17 protein-coding genes are annotated in these 19,772 nt (G+C 63.0%); 7 read left to right on the plus strand and 10 right to left on the minus strand.

What is annotated here, in order from left to right:
* Nucleotides 1–2: 2 nt before the first annotated feature.
* The 4 genes from fdhF to LB558_RS18600 form a co-directional block, all read right to left on the minus strand.
* On the minus strand, nucleotides 3–2,915 hold the full coding sequence (gene fdhF, locus LB558_RS18585) for a formate dehydrogenase subunit alpha (protein WP_224698899.1): 2,913 nt from the start codon (nucleotides 2,913–2,915) through the stop codon (nucleotides 3–5).
* A gap of 10 nt (nucleotides 2,916–2,925) precedes the next feature.
* The gene (locus tag LB558_RS18590; protein ID WP_224698900.1) at nucleotides 2,926–4,482 is read right to left on the minus strand and encodes a formate dehydrogenase beta subunit; all 1,557 of its coding nucleotides are present in this window, start codon (nucleotides 4,480–4,482) and stop codon (nucleotides 2,926–2,928) included.
* A complete protein-coding gene (locus tag LB558_RS18595) occupies nucleotides 4,479–4,958 on the minus strand; it encodes a formate dehydrogenase subunit gamma (protein ID WP_224698901.1) in 480 nt (159 codons plus the stop codon). Before LB558_RS18595 ends, LB558_RS18590 begins: the two co-directional genes overlap by 4 nt.
* A gap of 175 nt (nucleotides 4,959–5,133) precedes the next feature.
* Entirely contained in the window at nucleotides 5,134–6,048 is a 915-nt protein-coding gene (locus LB558_RS18600) for a LysR family transcriptional regulator (protein WP_013528010.1), read from the minus strand.
* A gap of 151 nt (nucleotides 6,049–6,199) precedes the next feature.
* Between LB558_RS18600 and LB558_RS18605 the strand changes: the two genes are divergently transcribed.
* Both LB558_RS18605 and LB558_RS18610 read left to right on the plus strand, forming a co-directional pair.
* Entirely contained in the window at nucleotides 6,200–6,841 is a 642-nt protein-coding gene (locus LB558_RS18605) for a DUF47 domain-containing protein (RefSeq protein WP_224698902.1), read from the plus strand.
* Nucleotides 6,842–6,844: 3 nt separating this feature from the next.
* Complete coding sequence (locus LB558_RS18610) at nucleotides 6,845–7,849, plus strand: inorganic phosphate transporter (RefSeq protein WP_224699083.1); 1,005 nt, start codon at nucleotides 6,845–6,847, stop codon at nucleotides 7,847–7,849.
* A gap of 11 nt (nucleotides 7,850–7,860) precedes the next feature.
* Here the strand turns inward: LB558_RS18610 and LB558_RS18615 are convergent, their stop codons facing one another.
* Complete coding sequence (locus tag LB558_RS18615; RefSeq protein ID WP_224698903.1) at nucleotides 7,861–8,238, minus strand: VOC family protein; 378 nt, start codon at nucleotides 8,236–8,238, stop codon at nucleotides 7,861–7,863.
* A gap of 269 nt (nucleotides 8,239–8,507) precedes the next feature.
* Between LB558_RS18615 and LB558_RS18620 the strand changes: the two genes are divergently transcribed.
* Nucleotides 8,508–9,689: an Mrp/NBP35 family ATP-binding protein gene (locus LB558_RS18620; protein ID WP_013528006.1), complete on the plus strand. Its 1,182-nt coding sequence runs from the start codon at nucleotides 8,508–8,510 to the stop codon at nucleotides 9,687–9,689.
* A 15-nt stretch (nucleotides 9,690–9,704) separates the two neighbouring features.
* Here the strand turns inward: LB558_RS18620 and LB558_RS18625 are convergent, their stop codons facing one another.
* The gene (locus LB558_RS18625; protein WP_127256475.1) at nucleotides 9,705–10,154 is read right to left on the minus strand and encodes an SRPBCC family protein; all 450 of its coding nucleotides are present in this window, start codon (nucleotides 10,152–10,154) and stop codon (nucleotides 9,705–9,707) included.
* A gap of 146 nt (nucleotides 10,155–10,300) precedes the next feature.
* On the opposite strand from LB558_RS18625, the gene LB558_RS18630 reads away from it, so the two are divergent.
* A complete protein-coding gene (locus LB558_RS18630; RefSeq protein ID WP_224698904.1) occupies nucleotides 10,301–12,106 on the plus strand; it encodes an IlvD/Edd family dehydratase in 1,806 nt (601 codons plus the stop codon).
* Between the two features lie 17 nt (nucleotides 12,107–12,123).
* On the opposite strand, the gene LB558_RS18635 is transcribed toward LB558_RS18630, so the two are convergent.
* Nucleotides 12,124–12,342 carry a hypothetical protein gene (locus tag LB558_RS18635; protein ID WP_224698905.1) on the minus strand — a complete coding sequence of 73 codons (219 nt, stop codon included), beginning with the start codon at nucleotides 12,340–12,342 and terminating at the stop codon, nucleotides 12,124–12,126.
* Here LB558_RS18635 and LB558_RS18640 point away from each other — a divergent pair.
* The 3 genes from LB558_RS18640 (at nucleotide 12,341) to LB558_RS18650 (ending at nucleotide 15,008) form a co-directional block, all read left to right on the plus strand.
* Complete coding sequence (locus tag LB558_RS18640; protein ID WP_224698906.1) at nucleotides 12,341–13,159, plus strand: chromate resistance protein ChrB domain-containing protein; 819 nt, start codon at nucleotides 12,341–12,343, stop codon at nucleotides 13,157–13,159. The two genes, LB558_RS18635 and LB558_RS18640, sit on opposite strands and share 2 nt — an antisense overlap.
* A complete protein-coding gene (chrA, locus tag LB558_RS18645) occupies nucleotides 13,156–14,544 on the plus strand; it encodes a chromate efflux transporter (protein ID WP_224698907.1) in 1,389 nt (462 codons plus the stop codon). The genes LB558_RS18640 and chrA overlap by 4 nt, the downstream gene beginning before the upstream one ends.
* Nucleotides 14,545–14,609: 65 nt before the next feature.
* Nucleotides 14,610–15,008: a hypothetical protein gene (locus tag LB558_RS18650; RefSeq protein WP_224698908.1), complete on the plus strand. Its 399-nt coding sequence runs from the start codon at nucleotides 14,610–14,612 to the stop codon at nucleotides 15,006–15,008.
* A 46-nt stretch (nucleotides 15,009–15,054) separates the two neighbouring features.
* Here the strand turns inward: LB558_RS18650 and LB558_RS18655 are convergent, their stop codons facing one another.
* From LB558_RS18655 to LB558_RS18665, 3 genes are all read right to left on the minus strand, one after another.
* Nucleotides 15,055–16,284, minus strand: coding sequence for an aromatic ring-hydroxylating oxygenase subunit alpha (locus tag LB558_RS18655; RefSeq protein WP_224698909.1), 1,230 nt, complete (start codon nucleotides 16,282–16,284; stop codon nucleotides 15,055–15,057).
* A 173-nt stretch (nucleotides 16,285–16,457) separates the two neighbouring features.
* The gene (locus LB558_RS18660; protein ID WP_224698910.1) at nucleotides 16,458–18,047 is read right to left on the minus strand and encodes a trimethylamine methyltransferase family protein; all 1,590 of its coding nucleotides are present in this window, start codon (nucleotides 18,045–18,047) and stop codon (nucleotides 16,458–16,460) included.
* 188 nt (nucleotides 18,048–18,235) lie between these two features.
* Nucleotides 18,236–19,729 carry a PLP-dependent aminotransferase family protein gene (locus LB558_RS18665; protein WP_224698911.1) on the minus strand — a complete coding sequence of 498 codons (1,494 nt, stop codon included), beginning with the start codon at nucleotides 19,727–19,729 and terminating at the stop codon, nucleotides 18,236–18,238.
* Nucleotides 19,730–19,772 lie beyond the last annotated feature (43 nt).

A 19,772-nucleotide genomic window follows, 5' to 3' on the forward strand; every position in this document is an offset into this window, starting at 1 on the left:
GACTACTCCGCCGCTTCCAGCTTCGCGATGCGACGGCTGTTGCGTGCCTGCTCGTCATAGTCGCGCTGCCATTCCGATGGCCCGTTGGAGGCGCCGACCTGCACCGCCGTCACCTTGTATTCCGGACAGTTGGTCGCCCAGTCGGAGAAGTCGGTGGTGATGACGTTGGCCTGCGTGTCCGGATGATGGAACGTCGTGTAGACCACACCGGGCGACACACGGTCGGTGATCAGCGCGCGCAGCGTCGTTTCGCCCGAGCGGCTGGTCAGCCGGACCCAGTCGCCGTCGCGCAAGCCGCGGTTCTCGGCATCGTGCGGATGGATCTCCAGCCGGTCCTCCGAGTGCCACATGCTGTTGTCGGTGCGCCTGGTCTGCGCGCCGACATTGTACTGGCTGAGGATGCGGCCGGTGGTGAGCAGCAGCGGGAAGCGTGGCCCCGTCCTCTCGTCCGTCGCCACATATTCGGTGCGGATGAACTTGCCCTTGCCACGCACGAACGCATCGATATGCATGATCGGGGTGCCGAGCGGCGCCTTCTCGTTACAGGGCCATTGCACGGATCCGACACGGTCGAGCAACTCGAAGGAGACGCCGGCGAAGCTCGGCGTCGTCATCGCGATCTCGTCCATGATCTGCGAGGGATGCTGATAGTTCCAGTCCAGCCCGATCGCGCGGGCAAGCTCCTGCGTCGCCTCCCAATCGGCGTAGCGCGCCTTCGGCTCAAGAACCTTGCGCACCATGTTGATGCGGCGCTCGGCGTTGGTGAAGGTGCCGTCCTTCTCCAGGAAAGTCGAGCCCGGCAGGAAGACATGCGCGTAGTTTGCGGTCTCGTTGAGGAACAGGTCGTGCACGACGACGCATTCCATCGCGGCAAGGCCGGCGGCGACATGCTTGGTGTCGGGATCGGACTGGAGAATGTCCTCGCCCTGGATGTAGATGCCCTTGAAGCTGCCGTCGACGGCGGCATCCAGCATGTTGGGGATGCGCAGGCCGGGTTCGTCGTCCAGCTTCACGCCCCACAAGGTCTCATAGATATCGCGCACGGCTTCGCCGGAGATATGGCGGTAGCCGGGCAGTTCGTGCGGGAAGGAGCCCATGTCGCAGGAGCCCTGCACGTTGTTCTGGCCGCGCAGCGGGTTCACGCCGACGCCGGGCCGGCCGATATTGCCGGTGGCCATGGCGAGATTGGCGATTGCCATCACAGTGGTCGAACCCTGGCTGTGTTCCGTCACGCCGAGGCCGTAATAGATCGCACCGTTGCCGCCGGTGGCGTAGAGGCGGGCGGCACCCCGGATCAACTCGGGATCGACGCCGGACAATTTGCCGACGGTTTCGGGGCTGTTTTCCGGCAAGGCGACGAACGATGCCCAATCCTGGAACTCCGTCCAGTCGCAGCGTTCGCGGATGAAGGCTTCGTCGAACAGGCCCTCGGTGACGATCACATGCGCCAGCGCCGTCAGCACGGCCACATTGGTGCCGGGCTTCAGCGGCAGGTGGTAATCCGCTTCGATATGGGCCGACTTGACCATCTCGGTGCGGCGCGGATCGAGCACGATCAGCTTGGCGCCCTGGCGCAGCCGCTTCTTCAGCCGCGAGGCGAACACCGGATGGGCGGAAGCCGGATTGGCGCCGATGATCACGGCGACGTCGGTGAAGTCGACGGAATCGAAATCCTGCGTGCCGGCCGAGGTGCCATAGGTCTGGCCGAGTCCGTAGCCCGTCGGCGAATGGCAGACGCGTGCGCAGGTATCGACATTGTTGTTGCGAAAACCCTGCCGCACCATCTTCTGGACGAGATAGGTTTCCTCATTGGTGCAGCGCGACGAGGTGATGCCGCCGATCGCGGTGCGTCCGTACTGGTACTGAATGCGGCGGAATTCCTTGGCGGTATGGGCGATCGCCTCTTCCCAGCTCACTTCGCGCCACGGATCAGTGACCTTTTCGCGGATCATCGGCGACAGGATGCGGTCCTTGTGGGTGGCGTAGCCATAGGCGAAACGGCCCTTGACGCAGGAATGGCCGTGGTTCGCCTTGCCCTCCTTGTAGGGCATCATGCGAATGACCTCGTCGTCCTTCACCTCCGCCTTGAACGAGCAGCCGACGCCGCAATAGGCGCAGGTGGTGACGGCCGAGCGCTCCGGCAGGCCCTTTGCAAGCACGGTCTTCTCACGCAGCGCATCGGTCGGACAGGCCTGCACGCAGGCGCCGCAGGACACGCATTCCGAATCGATGAACGCCTCGTGCATTCCCGCCGAAACCCGGGATTCGAAGCCTCGTCCCTCGATGGTCAGCGCAAACGTGCCTTGAACCTCTTCGCAGGCCCGCACGCAGCGCGAGCAGACGATGCATTGCGAAGCATCATAGGTGAAATAGGGGTTGGATTCGTCGCGGGCGATGTAGTCGACCGCCAGCGAGCCATGGCCGGGCGCAACGCCACCTTCCGGCTTGACGTGGTTGCGGCCTTCGATGCCGTAGCGGTTCTCGGTCAGGCCGATCGACTTCGCCACCGCATCGAACTCGCTAGCGCCGGTTCCGGCCTGTTCGTTCCAGCCGGTCGGATGGTCGGAGACGTAGAGCTCCATGACGCCCCGGCGAATGGCATCGAGCCGCTCGGTCTGCGTACGCACGATCATGCCTTCGCCGACGGGCGTCGTGCAGGAGGCCGGCGTGCCGCCGCGCCCTTCGATCTCGATAAGACAGACACGGCACGAGCCGAACGAATCCAGCATGTCGGTGGCGCAAAGCTTCGGAATTTCGACCCCGCCCTCCATCGCGGCACGCATGATCGAGGTGCCTTCCGGTACGGTGATGCTGCGCCCGTCGACGTTCAGCGTGACCTGCTTCTGCGCCTTCGATTGCGGGGTTCCGTAGTCGATCTCTTCGACGAGGGATGGGAAGTCGGCCTTGATGTTCATCTGCCAGCTCCTATTCGGCAGCCACGCGCACAGGCGCGGGCTTGAAGTCGTCGGGGAAATGGGTGATCGAACTCATCACAGGGTAGGGCGTGAAGCCACCCAGCGCACAGAGCGAGCCGAATTTCATAGTGTTGCAGAGGTCGGTGACCAGAGCGAGGTTCTTCTCGGGCTCGATGCCCGCGGCGAGTTTGTCGATGGTTTCGACTCCGCGCGTCGAGCCGATGCGGCAGGGCGTGCACTTGCCGCAACTTTCGATGGCGCAGAACTCCATGGCGAAGCGCGCCTGTTTCAACATGTCGGCAGTGTCGTCGAACACCACGATGCCGGCATGACCAATCAGCCCGTCCTTGGCTGCGAAGGCTTCATAATCGAATGGCGTGTCGAACAGCGTGCGCGGGAAATAGGCACCAAGCGGTCCGCCGACCTGCACTGCCTTCACCGGCCGACCGGTGGCCGTGCCGCCGCCGATCTCGTCAACGATCTCGCCCAGCGTCATGCCGAAAGCGGCTTCGAACAGCCCGGCATATTTGACATTGCCGGCGATCTGGATCGGAATCGTGCCGCGCGAGCGGCCCATGCCGAAATCCTTGTAGTAGGCCGCACCCTTGTCCATGATGACAGGCACGGATGCGAGCGAGATGACGTTGTTGATCACCGTCGGCTTGCCGAACAGCCCCTTATGCGCCGGCAGCGGCGGCTTTGCCCGCACCATGCCGCGCTTGCCCTCGAGCGAATCGAGCAGCGCCGTCTCCTCGCCGCAGACATAGGCGCCGGCGCCGACCCGGATCTCCATGTCGAAGGCGTAAGGTGAACCAAGCACGCTGGCGCCAAGAACGCCGGCCTTGCGGGCGACCTCGACGGCTTTGTTCATCACCGCCACCGCATGCGGATATTCCGAGCGGACATAGACGAAGCCCTTGGTCGCGCCCGTGGCTATACCGGCGATCGTCATGCCTTCGATCAGCACGAAGGGATCGCCCTCCATGATCATGCGGTCGGCAAAGGTGCCTGAATCGCCCTCATCGGCGTTGCAGACGATGTATTTGCGATCGCCCACGGTATCGAGCACCGTCTTCCACTTGATGCCGGTCGGGAAGCCTGCGCCACCACGCCCGCGGAGGCCGGATTCGGTCACCTGAGCGACGATGGCGGCAGGCGTCAGCGCCAGCGCGTTCGTCAGCCCGTTCAACCCGCCATGCTTCTTGTAGGATTCCAGCGACAGCGGATCGGTGACGCCGCAGCGCGCGAAGGTCAGCCGCGTCTGCTTGGCCAGGAAGGGGATCTTGTCCGGCGTGCCCAGCCAGCGCCTGTGATGGCCGCCGGTGAGGAAGCCGCTGTCGAACAGGCCTTTGACGTCGGATGGCTTGACCGGCCCATAGGCGACGCGGCCATTGGCTGTCGCAACTTCGACCATGGGTTCGAGAAAATAGGCGCCGCGCGAACCGTTGCGCACGATCTTGGCCTCGATGCCGCGCTCGGCGAGTTCACTTGCGATCGCCTTGGCGACCTTTTCCGCGCCAAGCGCCAGTGCACCGGAATCGCCGGGAATGTAGATACGCGGGATCATGAGCGCACCTCGGCAACGATCTCGTCGAGCTTCTCGTCATTGAGCCGCCCGATCACTTCGCCATCGAGCATGGCGGCGGGCGAACAGGCGCACAGGCCGAGACAATAGACCGGCTCCAGCGTCACCGACCCGTCGCGGGTCGTTTCATGAAAGCCGATGCCCAGCAGCTGCTTCAGCTTCGCGGCGATGGCGTCCGAACCCATGGACTGGCAGGATTCCGCCTGGCAGAGCTTCAGCACATGGCGGCCTGCCGGGTGGCTTCGGTAATCGTGATAGAAGCTGACGACGCCGTGCACCTCGGCCCTGGAAATGTTCAGCGCATCGGCGATGACCGGCAGCGCATCCTTGGGCACATGGCCGAACTCTTCCTGGATGCCGTGGAGGATCGGCAGCAACGGGCCTTCGAGGCCCTTCAGCTCCTGGATGATCGCGGCCGTGCGCGACGTAATCTCGGTACTTGCAGGCTGCATTGTCATGCAGCGCCCTCCCTATCGTAGCGACCCATCATATCGGCCAAAAGCATCAAGCTGTTTTGGAACAACGACATGCGCGTGCCGCTTTATCGCTAAGTGCTTAAGAAAACAGAGAAAACCTCTGGAATCAATAAAGCGGTTTCGTTGTACGATAGAAATTTCCTATCGTCCCGTTCGACTAACCCTGTCTAGCGGAACGGTTGGCATGAAAATCGTCCGCCAGCGCCATTGCCTCGTCCAGCAGCGCCGAGACCAAAGGTGTGTGCGGTTCGCGCGGGGTTGCCACCAGGCCGACCGTGTGGCTGGCATCTGGCTCGATGATCGGAATGGCCCGGATGGGCTCGGAAAAGCCGAATGTTTCCGCAAGGTTGAGCGGCATGATCGACGACCATTTGCCGGTGCGGATGTGCGAAAACAGCACGATCATCGAATTGGATTCCAGCGTCGGTCGCACCTGCACGCCGGCTTCGGCCAGATGCTGGTCGATGATGCGGCGGTTCTGCATGTCCGGCGTCAACAGGCACAGCGGCAGGCTTGAGAGCTCCGCCCATGTCACTTTGTCGCGGTCGGAATAGGGATTTCCCATCGCGGTGATCAGTTGGTAGCGCTCGTCATAGAGCGGCACGCTGGTCACCCGCCCCAGCGGCTCGTTGTCGAGATAGGTGATGCCGGCATCGATGTCGAAATTGCCGAGCAGCGACAGCACCTCGATCGAGGTCCGCGACAGCACCGAAAAGGTGACGCCGGGATGCTTTTCGCGAAACGGCGTCGTCAGCCGCGGCAGCATGGCGAGCGCCGTCGGGATGGCGGCGATGCGGATACGGCCCGAAAGGCCATGGCGCGCCGCGCGCATTTCCTCGCGCATGGTCCTGGTGTCGCCGACGATGCGGCGTGCCCACACCAGCACCTGTTTTCCCTCCGGCGTCAGCCCCTGGAAGCGTGAGCCGCGCAGGACCAGCATGACGCCAAGCTGGCCTTCCAACTGCTTGATGCCGGCCGAGAGCGTCGGTTGGGTGACGCCGCACACCTCCGCCGCCCGGCCGAAATGCTCTTCCCTGGCGAGCGCGATGAAGAATTCCAGCTTGTCGATCATGCGATCTTTCCGGTCGTTCGCTGCAAGGTCGGGGAAATTGTGCTCTACCGCAAGCACCACGCACAATTGCCCGGCATCCACACCTTTAAGCCGGCTACCTGTTTCCCGCGGCGCGATGCGGCGCTATGTGGATGAAACTGGGAGATCGACCATGCTGGGCTGGTTCCGCAAGCTGTTGCCGCGCGAAGATCGCTTCTTCGATCTGTTCGAACGACATTCCCGCACCGTGGTCGGCGGCGCCGAGGCATTGGAGCAGCTTCTCCAGGGCAGGGATATCGACCTCTGGTGCCAGAAAATCATCGATCTCGAAGATGAGGCCGACCACATCACCGCGGAAGTGCTGCTGGCGGTGCGGCGCTCCTTCATCACGCCTTTCGATCGCGGCGACATCAAGGACCTGATCCAGTCGATGGATGATGCCATCGATATGATGCACAAGACGGTCAAGACGGTGAAGCTGTTCGAGCGCAAGGAGTTCGATCCGCTGATGCAGGAAATGGGTGGCGTCATCGTCGCCGCCGCCAAGCTGGTGGCCGAGGCGGTCCCGCTGCTCAACAAGGTCGCGACGCATACTGTGCGCCTCAACGCCATCGCCGAAGAGGTGATGCGCGTCGAAAGCCGGGCCGACGACCTGCACGAGCAAGGGCTGAAGGATCTCTTCAGGAAGCACGGCAGCAGCGACCCGATGGCCTACATGATCGGCAGCGAGATCTATGGCCAGCTGGAAAAAGTGGTGGACCGCTTCGAGGACGTCGCCAACGAGATCAGCGGCATCGTCATTGAGAATGTCTAGGTGATGGAAGCAACCATTGCCTTTCCCGTGCTGGCCGGCCTCGTCGCCGTCGCACTGTTTTTCGATTTTCTCAACGGCCTGCATGATGCCGCCAATTCCATCGCCACCATCGTTTCCACCCGGGTGCTGCGGCCGCAATATGCGGTGCTATGGGCGGCCTTCTTCAATTTCATCGCCTTCATGTTCTTCGGCCTCCACGTTGCCGAGACCGTGGGCAAAGGTATCGTCGACGTCAGCATCGTTACCCCGGCGGTGATCTTTGCAGCGCTCGTCGGCGCCATCGTCTGGAACATCGTCACCTGGATCGCCGGCATCCCTTCGAGCAGCTCGCACGCGCTGATCGGCGGCCTGGTCGGGGCCGGTGTGGCAAAGGCAGGCGTGGGCGCCATCGTCTGGACAGGGCTCGGCAAGACGGTTGCGGCAATCGTCGTGTCGCCGGCGACCGGTTTTGTCCTGGCTCTTGTCCTGATCCTTGCCGTTTCCTGGCTCTTCGTGCGCCAGACGCCGTTTGCGGTCGACAGCACCTTTCGCGTCATGCAGTTCTTTTCCGCCTCGCTCTATTCCCTGGGGCACGGCGGTAATGACGCCCAGAAAACCATGGGCATCATCGCCGTGCTGCTCTATTCACAAGGCATGCTCGGCGAAAAATTCTACGTGCCGCTGTGGGTCGTGCTCACCTGTCAGACGGCACTGGCGCTCGGCACACTGTTCGGCGGCTGGCGCATCGTCCACACCATGGGCTCGAAGATCACCCGGCTGAACCCGATGCAGGGTTTTTGCGCCGAGACAGGTGGGGCGATCACGCTGTTTGCCGCGACCTGGCTCGGCGTTCCCGTATCGACCACGCACACCATCACCGGCGCCATCATCGGCGTCGGCGCCGCCCGCCGCGTCTCGGCCGTGCGCTGGGGCATTGCCGGCAACATCGTCATTGCCTGGATCGTCACCCTGCCGGCCACCGCTTTGATTTCGGCGCTCACCTACCTCGCGCTTGGCCTGGCAAGGTGAGGTGAAGAAATCTACCCGTCCACAAGGTTCAGGATGTTGCCGTCTGGATCCTTGAACCAGGCGACCTTCATTCCGTAACCGACGTGGATATCGCCCTCCAGCGTCAGGCCCGGCATCTGATAGTGCTCGAAGGTGACGCCTTTCGACTTCAGCGCCTTGACGATATCGCCGATCCCGTCGCCAACCATCCAGGTCACCGCTGTCGCCTTGTTGGTTCCGGCAAATTGCGAATGATAGACGTTGAGGGTGGTATCGCCGCTTTTGTACACGATCAGTTCGCCGCCCTCATCGTGCACCTGTTTCAGGCCAAGCGTTCCCTCATAGAAAGCCTTGGCCTTTGCCAGGTCGCTTACCGCCAGATTTGCCGTTGCGTTGCTGTTTGCGAGCATGATGGTCTCCTTTCCCGGTTGTCGGCCCCGTGCTGGTCACCGAAATAGGTCACCGCGATCGTTTGACGACTGTCGCTTGGCCTGATTGTTGGCCGCATCGGCGCTCGATTATCTGGAAGACGTTTGATGCTGATGAAATCCGACAGGCCCCATCGTTTTTCCGGGCACGCCAAGGCAGCCATTGCTCCACGGCTTGGTTCTGTCCGGAAACTGCATTATCTCAGGTGCAAGCTGCATCTCAGGCGCAAGCTGCGTAAGGAAAAACTGCCATGTCCGTCACCAAGGAAATCGTCACCGAGCGTCTGAAGACGGTCAACGGGCCGGATTTCACCGGCAACATCGTCGACCTCGGCATGGTTTCGGAGATTTTCATCGCCGACGGGAAGGTCTTCTTCTCGATTACCGTTCCCGCCGCCCGTGCGCAGGAAATGGAGCCGTTGCGCGCCGCCGCCGAGCGCGTCGTCAAGGCGATCCCCGGTGTCGCCGGCGCCGTCGTCGCGCTGACGGCGGAGAAGAAGGGCGGCGGCATGGAGGCGCCGGTTCCGTCGCGCCCCGCACCCAGGCCCGTTCCGCCGGCTGCGCCCGCTGCCGCCGCGCCGCGTGCGGCTCCGCACGCGCCGGCCTCGCACAGCTCGGGCAAGCGTGGCGTGCCCGGTATCGAGGCGATCATTGCCGTTGCATCCGGCAAGGGCGGCGTCGGCAAGTCGACCACCGCCGTCAACATCGCGCTGGGCCTCGCCGCCAACGGCTTGCGGGTCGGCGTGCTCGATGCCGACATTTACGGCCCTTCCATGCCCAGGCTGCTCAACATCCATGGCCGGCCGCAGACCGTCGACGGCAAAATCCTGAAACCGATGGAGAATTACGGCCTGAAGGTGATGTCGATGGGTTTCCTCGTCGACGAGGAAACCCCGATGATCTGGCGTGGCCCGATGGTGATGTCGGCGCTGACGCAGATGCTGCGCGAGGTCGAGTGGGGTCGGCTCGACGTGCTCGTCGTAGATATGCCGCCCGGCACCGGCGATGCGCAGCTGACCATGGCCCAGCAGGTGCCGCTGGCTGGCGCTGTCATCGTCTCGACGCCACAGGATCTGGCCCTGATCGACGCGCGAAAAGGCCTCAACATGTTCAAGAAGGTTGACGTCCCGTTGCTCGGCATCGTCGAGAACATGAGCTATTTCATCGCTCCGGACACCGGCAAGCGCTACGATATATTCGGTCATGGCGGCGCGCGCCGCGAGGCCGAGCGTCTCGGCGTCACCTTCCTCGGTGAGGTGCCGCTCGAGATGGGCATTCGCGAAAGCTCGGATGCCGGCACGCCGGTTGTCGTCTCGAAGCCCGACGGCGCCGAGGCGAAAATCTACCGCGACATCGCTTCGAAGGTCTGGGACCGGGTCAACGAAGAGCGTGGTGCTGCGGCAGCCGCCGTGCCGAGTATTGTGTTCGAGTGATGCCCGCTTGAGGGCTCAGCCGCCGACCTTTTCGCCGAACGACGAAAAAAACTGTCCAGCCAGTTTCTTCGAGGTCGATTCGATCAGCCGGCTGCCGAGCTGGGCGATCTTGCCGCCGACATCGGCCTTGGCCGCGTAGTTCAATATCGTGGCGTCGGGTCCATCTGCCGTCAGCGTCACGTCGGCACCACCCTTGGCGAAGCCTGCAATGCCGCCCTTGCCTTCGCCCTGGATGGTGTAGGAGTGCGGCGGCTTCAGGTTCTTCAGCGTCACTTCGCCGTTGAACGTCGCCTTGATCGGTCCGATCTTCACCACCACGGTTGCCGCCATCTCGGTCGGCGACTTCATCTCCAGGCTCTGGCAGCCGGGAATGGTCGCCTTCAAGACCTCGGGATCGTTCAGCGCTTCCCACACTTTTTGCAGCGGTGCGGCAATGCGCTCCTCGCCTTCGATCACCAAAGCCATGAAAACCTCCCGGACAAGACTGTCCGAACCCGTAACGCACGGCTTGGTGCGTGTCTATCGCACCAAAGTCCGGTTGCGACCGCACGCCCTCTTGCCTGCTCCCGCGCGTTGCCATATCGATTTGTCTTACAAATACGGAGACCATGATGGCAGGCGCCCCCACCCATAAGAAAAAATTTCGCTCGCAGGAGTGGTTCGACAATCCCGACAATCCGGGCATGACGGCGCTGTATCTCGAGCGATACCTGAATTACGGCCTGACGCGCGCCGAACTGATGTCCGGCAAGCCGCTGATCGGCATTGCCCAGACCGGCTCGGATCTGTCGCCTTGCAACCGCCACCATATCGAACTGGCCAAGCGCGTACGCGAAGGCATCGTCTCGATGGGCGGCATTCCTTTCGAATTTCCCTGCCATCCGATCCAGGAGACCGGCAAACGCCCGACCGCAGCGCTTGACCGCAACCTTGCCTATCTCAGCCTGGTCGAGGTGCTTTACGGCTATCCGCTCGATGGCGTGGTGCTGACCATCGGTTGCGACAAGACGACGCCGGCGCTGCTGATGGCAGCGGCCACCGTCAACATCCCGGCCATCGCACTGTCGGTCGGCCCGATGCTCAACGGCTGGCACAAGGGCAAGCGCACCGGCTCCGGCACCATCGTCTGGGAATCGCGCCAGCGCCTGTCGGCCGGCGAGATCGGCTATGACGAGTTTATGGACATCGTCGCGTCTTCGGCACCGTCTACCGGCTATTGCAACACTATGGGCACTGCCACCACCATGAACTCGCTGGCCGAGGCGCTTGGCATGCAGTTGCCGGGCTCGGCCGCCATTCCCGCGCCCTACCGCGAGCGCGGCCAGATTTCCTATGAGACGGGAAAGCGCATCGTCGAGATGGTGCATGAGGATTTGAAGCCGTCCGACATCATGACGAGAGAGGCTTTCGAGAACGCCATCGTCGTCAATTCGGCCATTGGCGGTTCGACCAACGCGCCGATCCATCTCAACGCCATCGCCCGCCACCTCGGAGTCAAGCTCGACAATGACGACTGGCAGACGGTCGGCCTCAATGTGCCGCTGCTGGTCAATTTGCAGCCGACCGGCGAATACCTCGGCGAGGACTACCATCATGCCGGCGGCGTGCCGACGGTCATTGCCGAACTGATGAAGGGCGGGCTGTTGCCGCATCCCGGCGCGCGCACCGTCAACGGCAAGTCGATCGGTGAGAATAGCGAGGGCGTCGCCAACGAAAACCCCGACGTCATCCGCTCTGTCGCCAAGCCGCTGAAGGCCAATGCCGGCTTCATCAATCTCAGGGGCAATCTGTTCGATTCGGCGATCATGAAGACCAGTGGCATCTCGCCGGAATTCCGCGAGCGTTATTTGTCCAACCCCAAGGATCCCGAGGCTTTCGAAGGCAACGCCATGGTTTTCGACGGGCCGGAGGATTACCACGCCCGCATCGACGACCCGGCACAAGGCATCGACGAACACACCATCCTGTTCATGCGTGGCGCTGGCCCGGTCGGCTATCCCGGCGGTGCCGAGGTCGTCAACATGCAACCGCCGGCCTACCTCATCAAGAAGGGCATCCACGCGCTTGCCTGCATCGGTGACGGCCGCCAGTCGGGCACGTCGGGTTCGCCGTCGATCCTAAACGCCTCGCCGGAAGCCGCCATCGGCGGCGGACTGGCGCTGCTCAAGACCGGCGACCGTGTCCGCATCGACCTGCGCAAGGGCACGGCCGATATCCTCGTCACCGACGACGAGATCACCCGGCGCCGTGCCGAGTTGCAGAACAGTGGCGGCTATCACTATCCCAAGCACCAGACGCCCTGGCAGGAGATCCAGCGCGGCATGGTCGCGCAGTTCTCCGAGGGAATGGTGCTGAAGCCGGCGGTGAAATACCAGGATGTCGCGCACACCAGCGGCGTCCCAAGGGACAATCACTGATTATTCCTGCCCGATAATCACTGATGCAGGATCGACGACAGGCTGCCTGACTCTTCAGGCAGCCTGTCGTCTTTTCGTTCCGCGCGCGTCTCGATAGCAGGTCGCGAACGGTCGTCATCCTTGACAAGCACGCCCAACAAATCCACCATCATGACAAGGGGTGCATCGCGACGACCCCGTGAGGCGTCAGCCCAACGTTCGCGTCCAAACTTCTCTTCCAAGGAGGTGGACGCCATGCCGTCAACAACCGCTATCACCGTACCGCAATTGTCCCGGCTCATCGGTCTGCCGGGTGCGCCTGTCATTATCGATGTTCGCGTCGATGACGATTTCGACGCCGATCCGCGCCTTTTGCCGGCCTCGTGCCGGCGCGACTTCAAAACCGTTTCGACCTGGGCGGCCGGGTTCGCCGGCAAGCCGGTGGCCGTCGTCTGCCAGAAGGGGCAAAAGCTCTCGCAAGGCGTCGTTGCATGGCTGCGCCACGAGGGGATCGCCGCAGAATCCCTTGAAGGGGGCTTTGAGGCCTGGCGCGATGCCGGGGGGCTTCTGGTCCGCACCGCCAAGATGCCGCCGCGCAATGAAAAGGGCGCCACCGTCTGGGTGACGCGATCGCGCCCGAAGGTCGACCGCATCGCTTGCCCATGGCTGATCCGGCGTTTCCTCGACCCCGACGCGGTGTTCCTGTTTGTCGAACCCGCTGAAGTATTGGCTGTTGCCGACCGCTTTCAGGCCGTGCCGTTCGACATCGACAATGTGTTCTGGAGCCATCGCGGCGAACGCTGCACCTTCGACACGATGATCGAGGAGTTCGGGTTGGAATTCGAGGCGCTCGATCGCCTTGCCGCAATCGTGCGCGCGGCCGACACCGCAAACCTCGACCTGGTGCCCCAGGCCGCCGGCTTTCTGGCTGCCTCGCTTGGCCTGTCGCGGATGTTCCGCGACGATCTGGAACAACTGGAAGCAGGCATGCTGCTCTATGATGCGTTCTTCCGCTGGTGTCGCGACGCCACGGAAGAAACGCACAACTGGCCCGCTGCAGGTAAGCCGTCATGACCATTCTTGTCCCGGACAATAAGGCGGTGGCCGTCGAGCCGCCGGCTGCGCCGACCTTCGCGGAAGCCACAAAGGTGTGGGCGAAAATCGGACTGCTCAGTTTCGGCGGGCCGGCCGGACAGATCGCCTTGATGCACAAGGAACTGGTCGAGGAACGCCGCTGGATCGGCGAGCAGCGTTTCCTGCATGCGCTGAACTACTGCATGCTGCTGCCTGGCCCGGAAGCCCAGCAACTCGCCATCTATGTCGGCTGGCTGCTGCACAGGACGATCGGCGGCCTTGTCGCCGGCATCCTGTTCGTCGTGCCGGGCGCGCTCGTCATGCTCGCCTTGAGCGGCCTTTACATGCTCTACGGCGACATACCGCTCGTCGCGGCGCTGTTTTTCGGGGTGAAGGCGGCGGTGCTTGCCATCGTCATCGAGGCGGTGATCCGGATCGGGAGGCGCGCCCTCAAGAACCGGGTCATGGTGTCGATCGCGGTCGCGGCGTTCATCGCCATCTATGCGTTGAATGTGCCGTTTCCGCTCATCGTCCTGTTCGCCGGCCTGACCGGATGGCTGGGGGATCGCATTGCTCCCGGCCTGTTTTCCGGCTCGGCCCATGGCAAGGACGATGTTGCCGACTTCAAGGGAGCGGTCGACCTGATGTTCGAGCGTGGCGAACTGGCCCATGTCAAACCGACCAAATGGCATGCGCCGCGCACCGTCGCCATCTGGCTGCCGATCTGGCTCGGGCCTGTTCTTGCGATCTGGTGGTTCACCGGCTCTGCAAGCGTCTGGACCGAGATAGGCCGGTTCTTCAGTCTCATGGCAGTCGTCACCTTCGGAGGCGCCTATGCGGTGCTTGCCTATGTCGCGCAGGCAGCCGTCCAGTCCTTCGGCTGGCTGGCGCCTGGCGAAATGGTTGATGGCCTTGGGCTTGCCGAAACGACGCCAGGGCCGCTCATCCTGGTGCTGCAGTTCGTCGGCTTCATCGCTGCGTTCCGCCATTCCGGCTCGCTGGACCCGTTGCTTGCCGGATCGCTGGGGGCGTTGCTCACCCTGTGGGTGACGTTCACGCCCTGCTTTTTCTGGATATTCCTGGGTGCGCCCTACATCGAGGCCTTGCGCGGCAACAAGGCACTGTCGGCCGCACTGGGCGCGATCACCGCCGCCGTTGTCGGGGTGATCATGAATCTGGCCCTATGGTTTGGCTTGCACGTCATCTTCCGTGAGGTGCACGCGACGGGTCTTGGCACAAATGTGCCGGTGCTTTCGTCGATCGACTGGCGCGCGGCCTTGCTTTCGGGTGCCGCCATGATCGCCATCCTGAAGCTGAAAGTCAGCATGCTGCCGACACTCGCGCTATCCGCCCTTGCGGGGATCTTGCTGGCGGCGGCTGGTTAGACAGCACCGCCCTTTGCAATCCGCTTGCCCACCACCTAAGCGGGCTGGAAATGGAAGGAAACATCATGGCCGGACGGCGCTCTTCCCTAGGCTTCCTCGGAATGTTCGGCCGTTCTGGCGACTTGAGGCAACTCGACGATGCATTGCGCGGCGCCGATCTGCATCCAGCCCTTGTGCCGGAGGGCGTGAAGCTTACCCTCGTCAATCTCATGAAGGATCGCTGGCCCGACGAGCCGCCACCGGGCACCTATGCGTCGGTGGCACAATTATGCAGCTATTGCATCGCGGGTCCCGAAACCTTCGAGCAAGCCAATGGCCATGAGCGGACGCTGGAAGCCGAGCGCCGCATCGAGGCGGCGCTTGGAACCGGCGACAGCCTCGACGCGCAGATCGTGCTGATGACGCTGCATGCCAAGCTCATCAACGCTGAAGTCGTCGACCGATACGGGCTCAGCGCGGAATGACGCGAAAGGCAAGATCTGCCTGATTCTCCAAAGGCAGCCGAGCTGTTCAGGCCCGGCTGATCTCCTCGAGATACCAGCCGATGTAGCGCAGTTCGTTGTATTCCATCGGCGCGATAGGTCCGGGCACGAAATAGTGCGAGCGCACGCCGCGCGCGGTGTGCTCGATGATCTTCTTGTCCTCTTCGGTGGTGATCTTCCACAGCCAGGTCAGCTTCTCCAGATCGTAGTCCTGGCCCTCGACCGCGTCGCCGCGCACCAGCCAGATCAGTTCCATCTCGCAGGTACCAGCCGTTTTCGGGATGAATCGGTAGATCATGCCGTGATCGGGATAGCAGACGAGAAATGTCGTGCCGCCGAGATGAATGGAGGTGACGCCACCGTCATAGTCGGTGAAGCGGCCCATCAGCGGGGCTACCGGAGAGCCGTCCTGGCTGCCGCTCGAAACGCCGTCATAGAGCGCGTAGCGGAAGGTGTGGATTGCTTCCTGACCGGCCGCCGAGTTCTGCCAGCGGTTGGCGCTGCCGATCTCGATGCCGAGCGCGCAGGTGCGCTGCTCCATCGCCGCATTGAGTTGCTCGATCATCTCGGCCGGTTTTTCCAGCGCATGCGTCTGCGAATATTCCGGATGCGCCGGCCCGCAATGGTAACATTCTACATAGTTCTCGACGGCGAGCTTCCAGTTGGCGTCGAGCGGATAGGACTGACGATACGCCACCTTGGCGTCGCCCCAGCCATATTGGCCGCAGCTCGTGCGCAGCGACTGTTCGATCGGATCGAAATCGAGCGGCATCTCGGCGAAGGAAATGAAGACCAGACCGGATGCGACGCGGACATGAAGCTTCTTCAGCCCGTGCGCCGTGCGGTCGAAATCCTTCGGCATCAGGCGGGCAGCCCGCAACGATCCGTCATTGGAATAGGTCCAGGCGTGGTAGGGGCACACGAACATCTTCGCGTTGCCCTTCTCCTTGGTGCATACCTCGGCGCCGCGGTGGCGGCAGACATTGAGCATGGCATGCACGGTGCCATCCATGCCGCGTGTCAGGATGACCGCCTCGTCGCCAAGTTTGAACAGCTCGAAATCGCCGGGGTTCGGGATAACGCTGGCATGGGCCAGGCAATGCCAGTGGCGGCGAAAGACACGTTCCATGTCGCGCTCGAAGATCGCCGGGTCATGATAGAAGGCACGCATCAGGCCGTGGCCTGGCCGATGAGATGCCACCAGCCGATCGATCGCGTCGCCGTCGGTGAGGGCTTGCTGGATAGGATGCACACTCATTTGTCGTTCTGCCCGATGGTTGATCCCGGAGCAATTCCAGGAAAAGTGTGAAGCGGTTTTCTGTTCGCAATTGCGTCAAACGAAGAGCGCAATTCCAGGAAAAATGTGAAGCGGTTTTCCGTCCTGAATTGGCTCCGTGTGGTGGCTGTATGACTGCACGGACTCGTCTCCGGTCAGCCGCCCATATGCGTGCGCGGCAGGTGGATCAGGCTGCCGAAACGGGCACGCAATCTGTCGTCGACCTGTTTTGGCACGTGGCGCGGAAATCGTTCGGCAAGAATGCGCTTCTTCTCGGTGATCGCACGCAGCAATATATCAGGCCGGCCTTTTTCGTTCCATTCCTTCGGCGAGGAACGATCGCCGAGGGCAGGATAGAAGTGCTCGGTCTGCATCAGCTTGAGCGTTTGTTCGTTGTCGAGATAGTGGCCCGGACCCTTGAGGCAGACCTCGGCGATGCTGTCGATCGACAGGGCCTCGTCAGTCACGTCGATGCCACGCGCGCAGCCCAGGCAATGACCGAGCATGTCGTTGTCGATGACCAGGCTCTCCAGGCAGAAGCCGAGCAGCGAGGCATGCATGCCGGCCGCCTCGTAGACGAGGTTGAGGCCGGAGAGACCGGCCATCACATTGGTGATACCCTTTTCGTAGCCGGACTGAATATCGGGCAGTTTCGAATCCGTCATGCCGGCGGCGGAGCCGCCGGGCAGATCGTAGAATTGCGCCATCTGGGCACAGGCCGCCGTTGCCACCGACTGCTCGGCCGACCCGCCCGCCATGGCGCCGGTGCGCAGGTCCGACATGAACGGCCATGCGCCGAAGATCGCCGGATGGCCGGGCTTGAGCGCGTTGACATAGACCAGGCCGGCCAGCACTTCGGCCACTGCTTGCACGACCGCGCCAGCCATCGCCGCGGGTGCCGTGGTGCCGGATTGGCCGGTCGACAGCAGCAGGATCGGGATGCCGCCTTCAACGCAGGCCTCAAGCACGCCGCAGGCATCCTCGGCGAACTTCATCGGCGGCACGACGAATGAGTTGGAGTTGGAAACGAATGGCCGGGCACGGAAATTCTCCTCGCCGCCGGCGATGGCGTACAGCATTTCAAGCGCAGGCTTCACGTTCTCACGCACGGTGAAGGATGTTCCGACGTGCTTCGATGTTCCCATCACGCAGGCATAAAGCGTGTTGAAATCCATCTCGAGCGGATCGGCGATGTCGCGCGCCACCATCGGCCGCTGGAAGAAATGGATGTTGTCCAGCCCGTCGACGATGCGGGCGGCATCATAAATATCCTGCAGCTTGGACTCGCGGTACTCGCGCTTCTCCAGATCCACCAGGTGCACGGCGATGCCTGCCGTGCCGTAGTGCACGCGCTTGCCCTGGACCACCATGTCGTGCCTGGAGTCCTGGCCATGAAGCGTGAAATGTCGTGCCGCCCGTTTGATGGTGTCCAGCACGAGCGCGCGTGGAAAGCGGACCCGGCCATCGTCGCCATGGACCGCCCCCACCTTGGTCAGCACCTTTATGCAGGAAGGAATGGCGTTGGCGAAACCCACTGTCTCCAGAAGCGTCAGCACGCCCTCGTGGATACGCTCGCGGTCATCCCCGCGCAGCGGCCCGTAGCCGCCGCCTTCGATGGCCTGGTGCTGTGGTCCGGTATCCTCCACCAGGGGAGATGATCGCATGGCATGTCCTGTTTCGCGAAGACCGGAGCGTTGTGGACGACGGTTCGCCGGCGTGTCCTGCTGTTCGACAGCCACTGACATGGAAGCACTCCACCTTCGTCGGCAGGAACTCGTGGCGGTTGGTCCACCATCGGCCTGCTTCTTCCCCTGACGCCGACTATGCCGCCGGCACTGGCCCATCCTATGGGCCAGCTGGCCCAGTTCCATGTGCCAGAACTAAAATGCCGGAGCCGTTGCGAGCGGCTCCGGCATGAGAGATCGGCGATGGATCAGGCGGCCGCCGGTCTGCGTCCGGCGGCCGTGGCCAGTTCGCGGATGCCTGGCTCGATGTGCTGCAGTGCGATCGACGAGATGCCCAGCCGCATGAAACGCGAAGGCTTTTCAGTGCGATCGAAGAAACGGTCGCCTGGCTCGATGATGACGCTGCGCGAGGCCGCGGCCTCGGCCAGCCCGCGCGAATCGGTACCGCGCGGCCCTTCGAGCCACAGCGACGTGCCGCCGGCCGAATCGGTCGAGCGCCATTCCGGCAGGAAAGCGGAAATCGCATGGACCAGACGCTTGCGTCGCTCGTCGAAGGCCGACGACAGCCGCCGCACCAGCGCCTCGTGGTGGCCGAGCGACAGGAACAGCGCGACGGCGCGCTGGTTGTTCGCCGGCGGATGACGCAGCATGAAGCGTCGCAGCGCCCTGAGTTCCGCGATCAGTCCGGCGGATGCCACGATGTAGCCGAGCCGCAGGCCGGGAGCCAGCGTCTTGGACATCGAGCCGACATAGACCACGCGGCCGGAGCGATCGAGGCTCTTCAGCGCTTGCTGCGGTGCCTCGTCGAGAAGCTGGCTGTCATAGCCGTCCTCGATGATGATCTGGTTGTAGCGGTTGGCTCGCGCCAGAAGATCCTGCCGCCGTTCCGCCGACAACGGCACCATGGTCGGGCAATGATGGCTTGGCGTGACGAAGACGAACCCGGAATCATTGGGAATAGAAGCGGTTACGATGCCGGACTGGTCGACCGGCACCGGCTGTATCTCCGCCCCCGCAAGGCGGAAGATCGAGCGGGCGTCGGGATAGCCGGGGTCCTCCATCGCCACCTTGGAGCCTTTGGACATCAGCAGCGTCGCCAGCATGTAGAGCGCGTTCTGGGCGCCCAGCGTGACGATGATCTCGTCTGGGTTGGCGAAGATGCCGCGCCGGGGCAAGAGCCGCGCCTGGATCTGCTCGATCAGCAGCGGATCGTCGCGATCGACCATGTCGGACGCCCAGTTGCGGATTTCCAGCACGGCAAGCGCCATGCGGTTGCACTCGCGCCACTCGGCGGTCGGGAACAGCGCCGGGTCGAACTGCCCGTAGACGAAAGGGTAGGAGGACTTGATCCAGTTCTCGTGCTTGGCTGGCGGCGGCATGTCGCTGGCGGCGATCTTGCGGCGTGCCCTCCAGTCGATCTCGTTGGCCTGGTCGGGCGCCTTCTGGTGCGGCTTGGCCGGTGTCGCCAGCACATCGGGATTGACGAAATGGCCACGCCGCTCGCGCGCCACCAGGAAGCCCTGGTCGACGAGCTGCTGGAACGCCAGCACGACGGTTCCGCGCGCCACGCCGAGTTTTTCGGCCAGGATCCGGCAGGAAGGAAGCGGCATCGAAGCAGCGATCTGGCGGTCGAGAATGGCGGCTACGATGGCTTGGCGGATCTGCGCCTGCAGGGTTTGGCCGGATTCAGCCGAAATCCGGAACAGGCCGGACCATATCGCCGTGTCGTTTCGCTGTGGCATGGGAGATTTCCTCGATGGCCAGCCTTTTTCGTTTGGCTGGACC

Source organism: Mesorhizobium sp. CO1-1-8 (assembly GCF_020164875.1).
Taxonomy (GTDB): Bacteria; Pseudomonadota; Alphaproteobacteria; order Rhizobiales; family Rhizobiaceae; genus Mesorhizobium.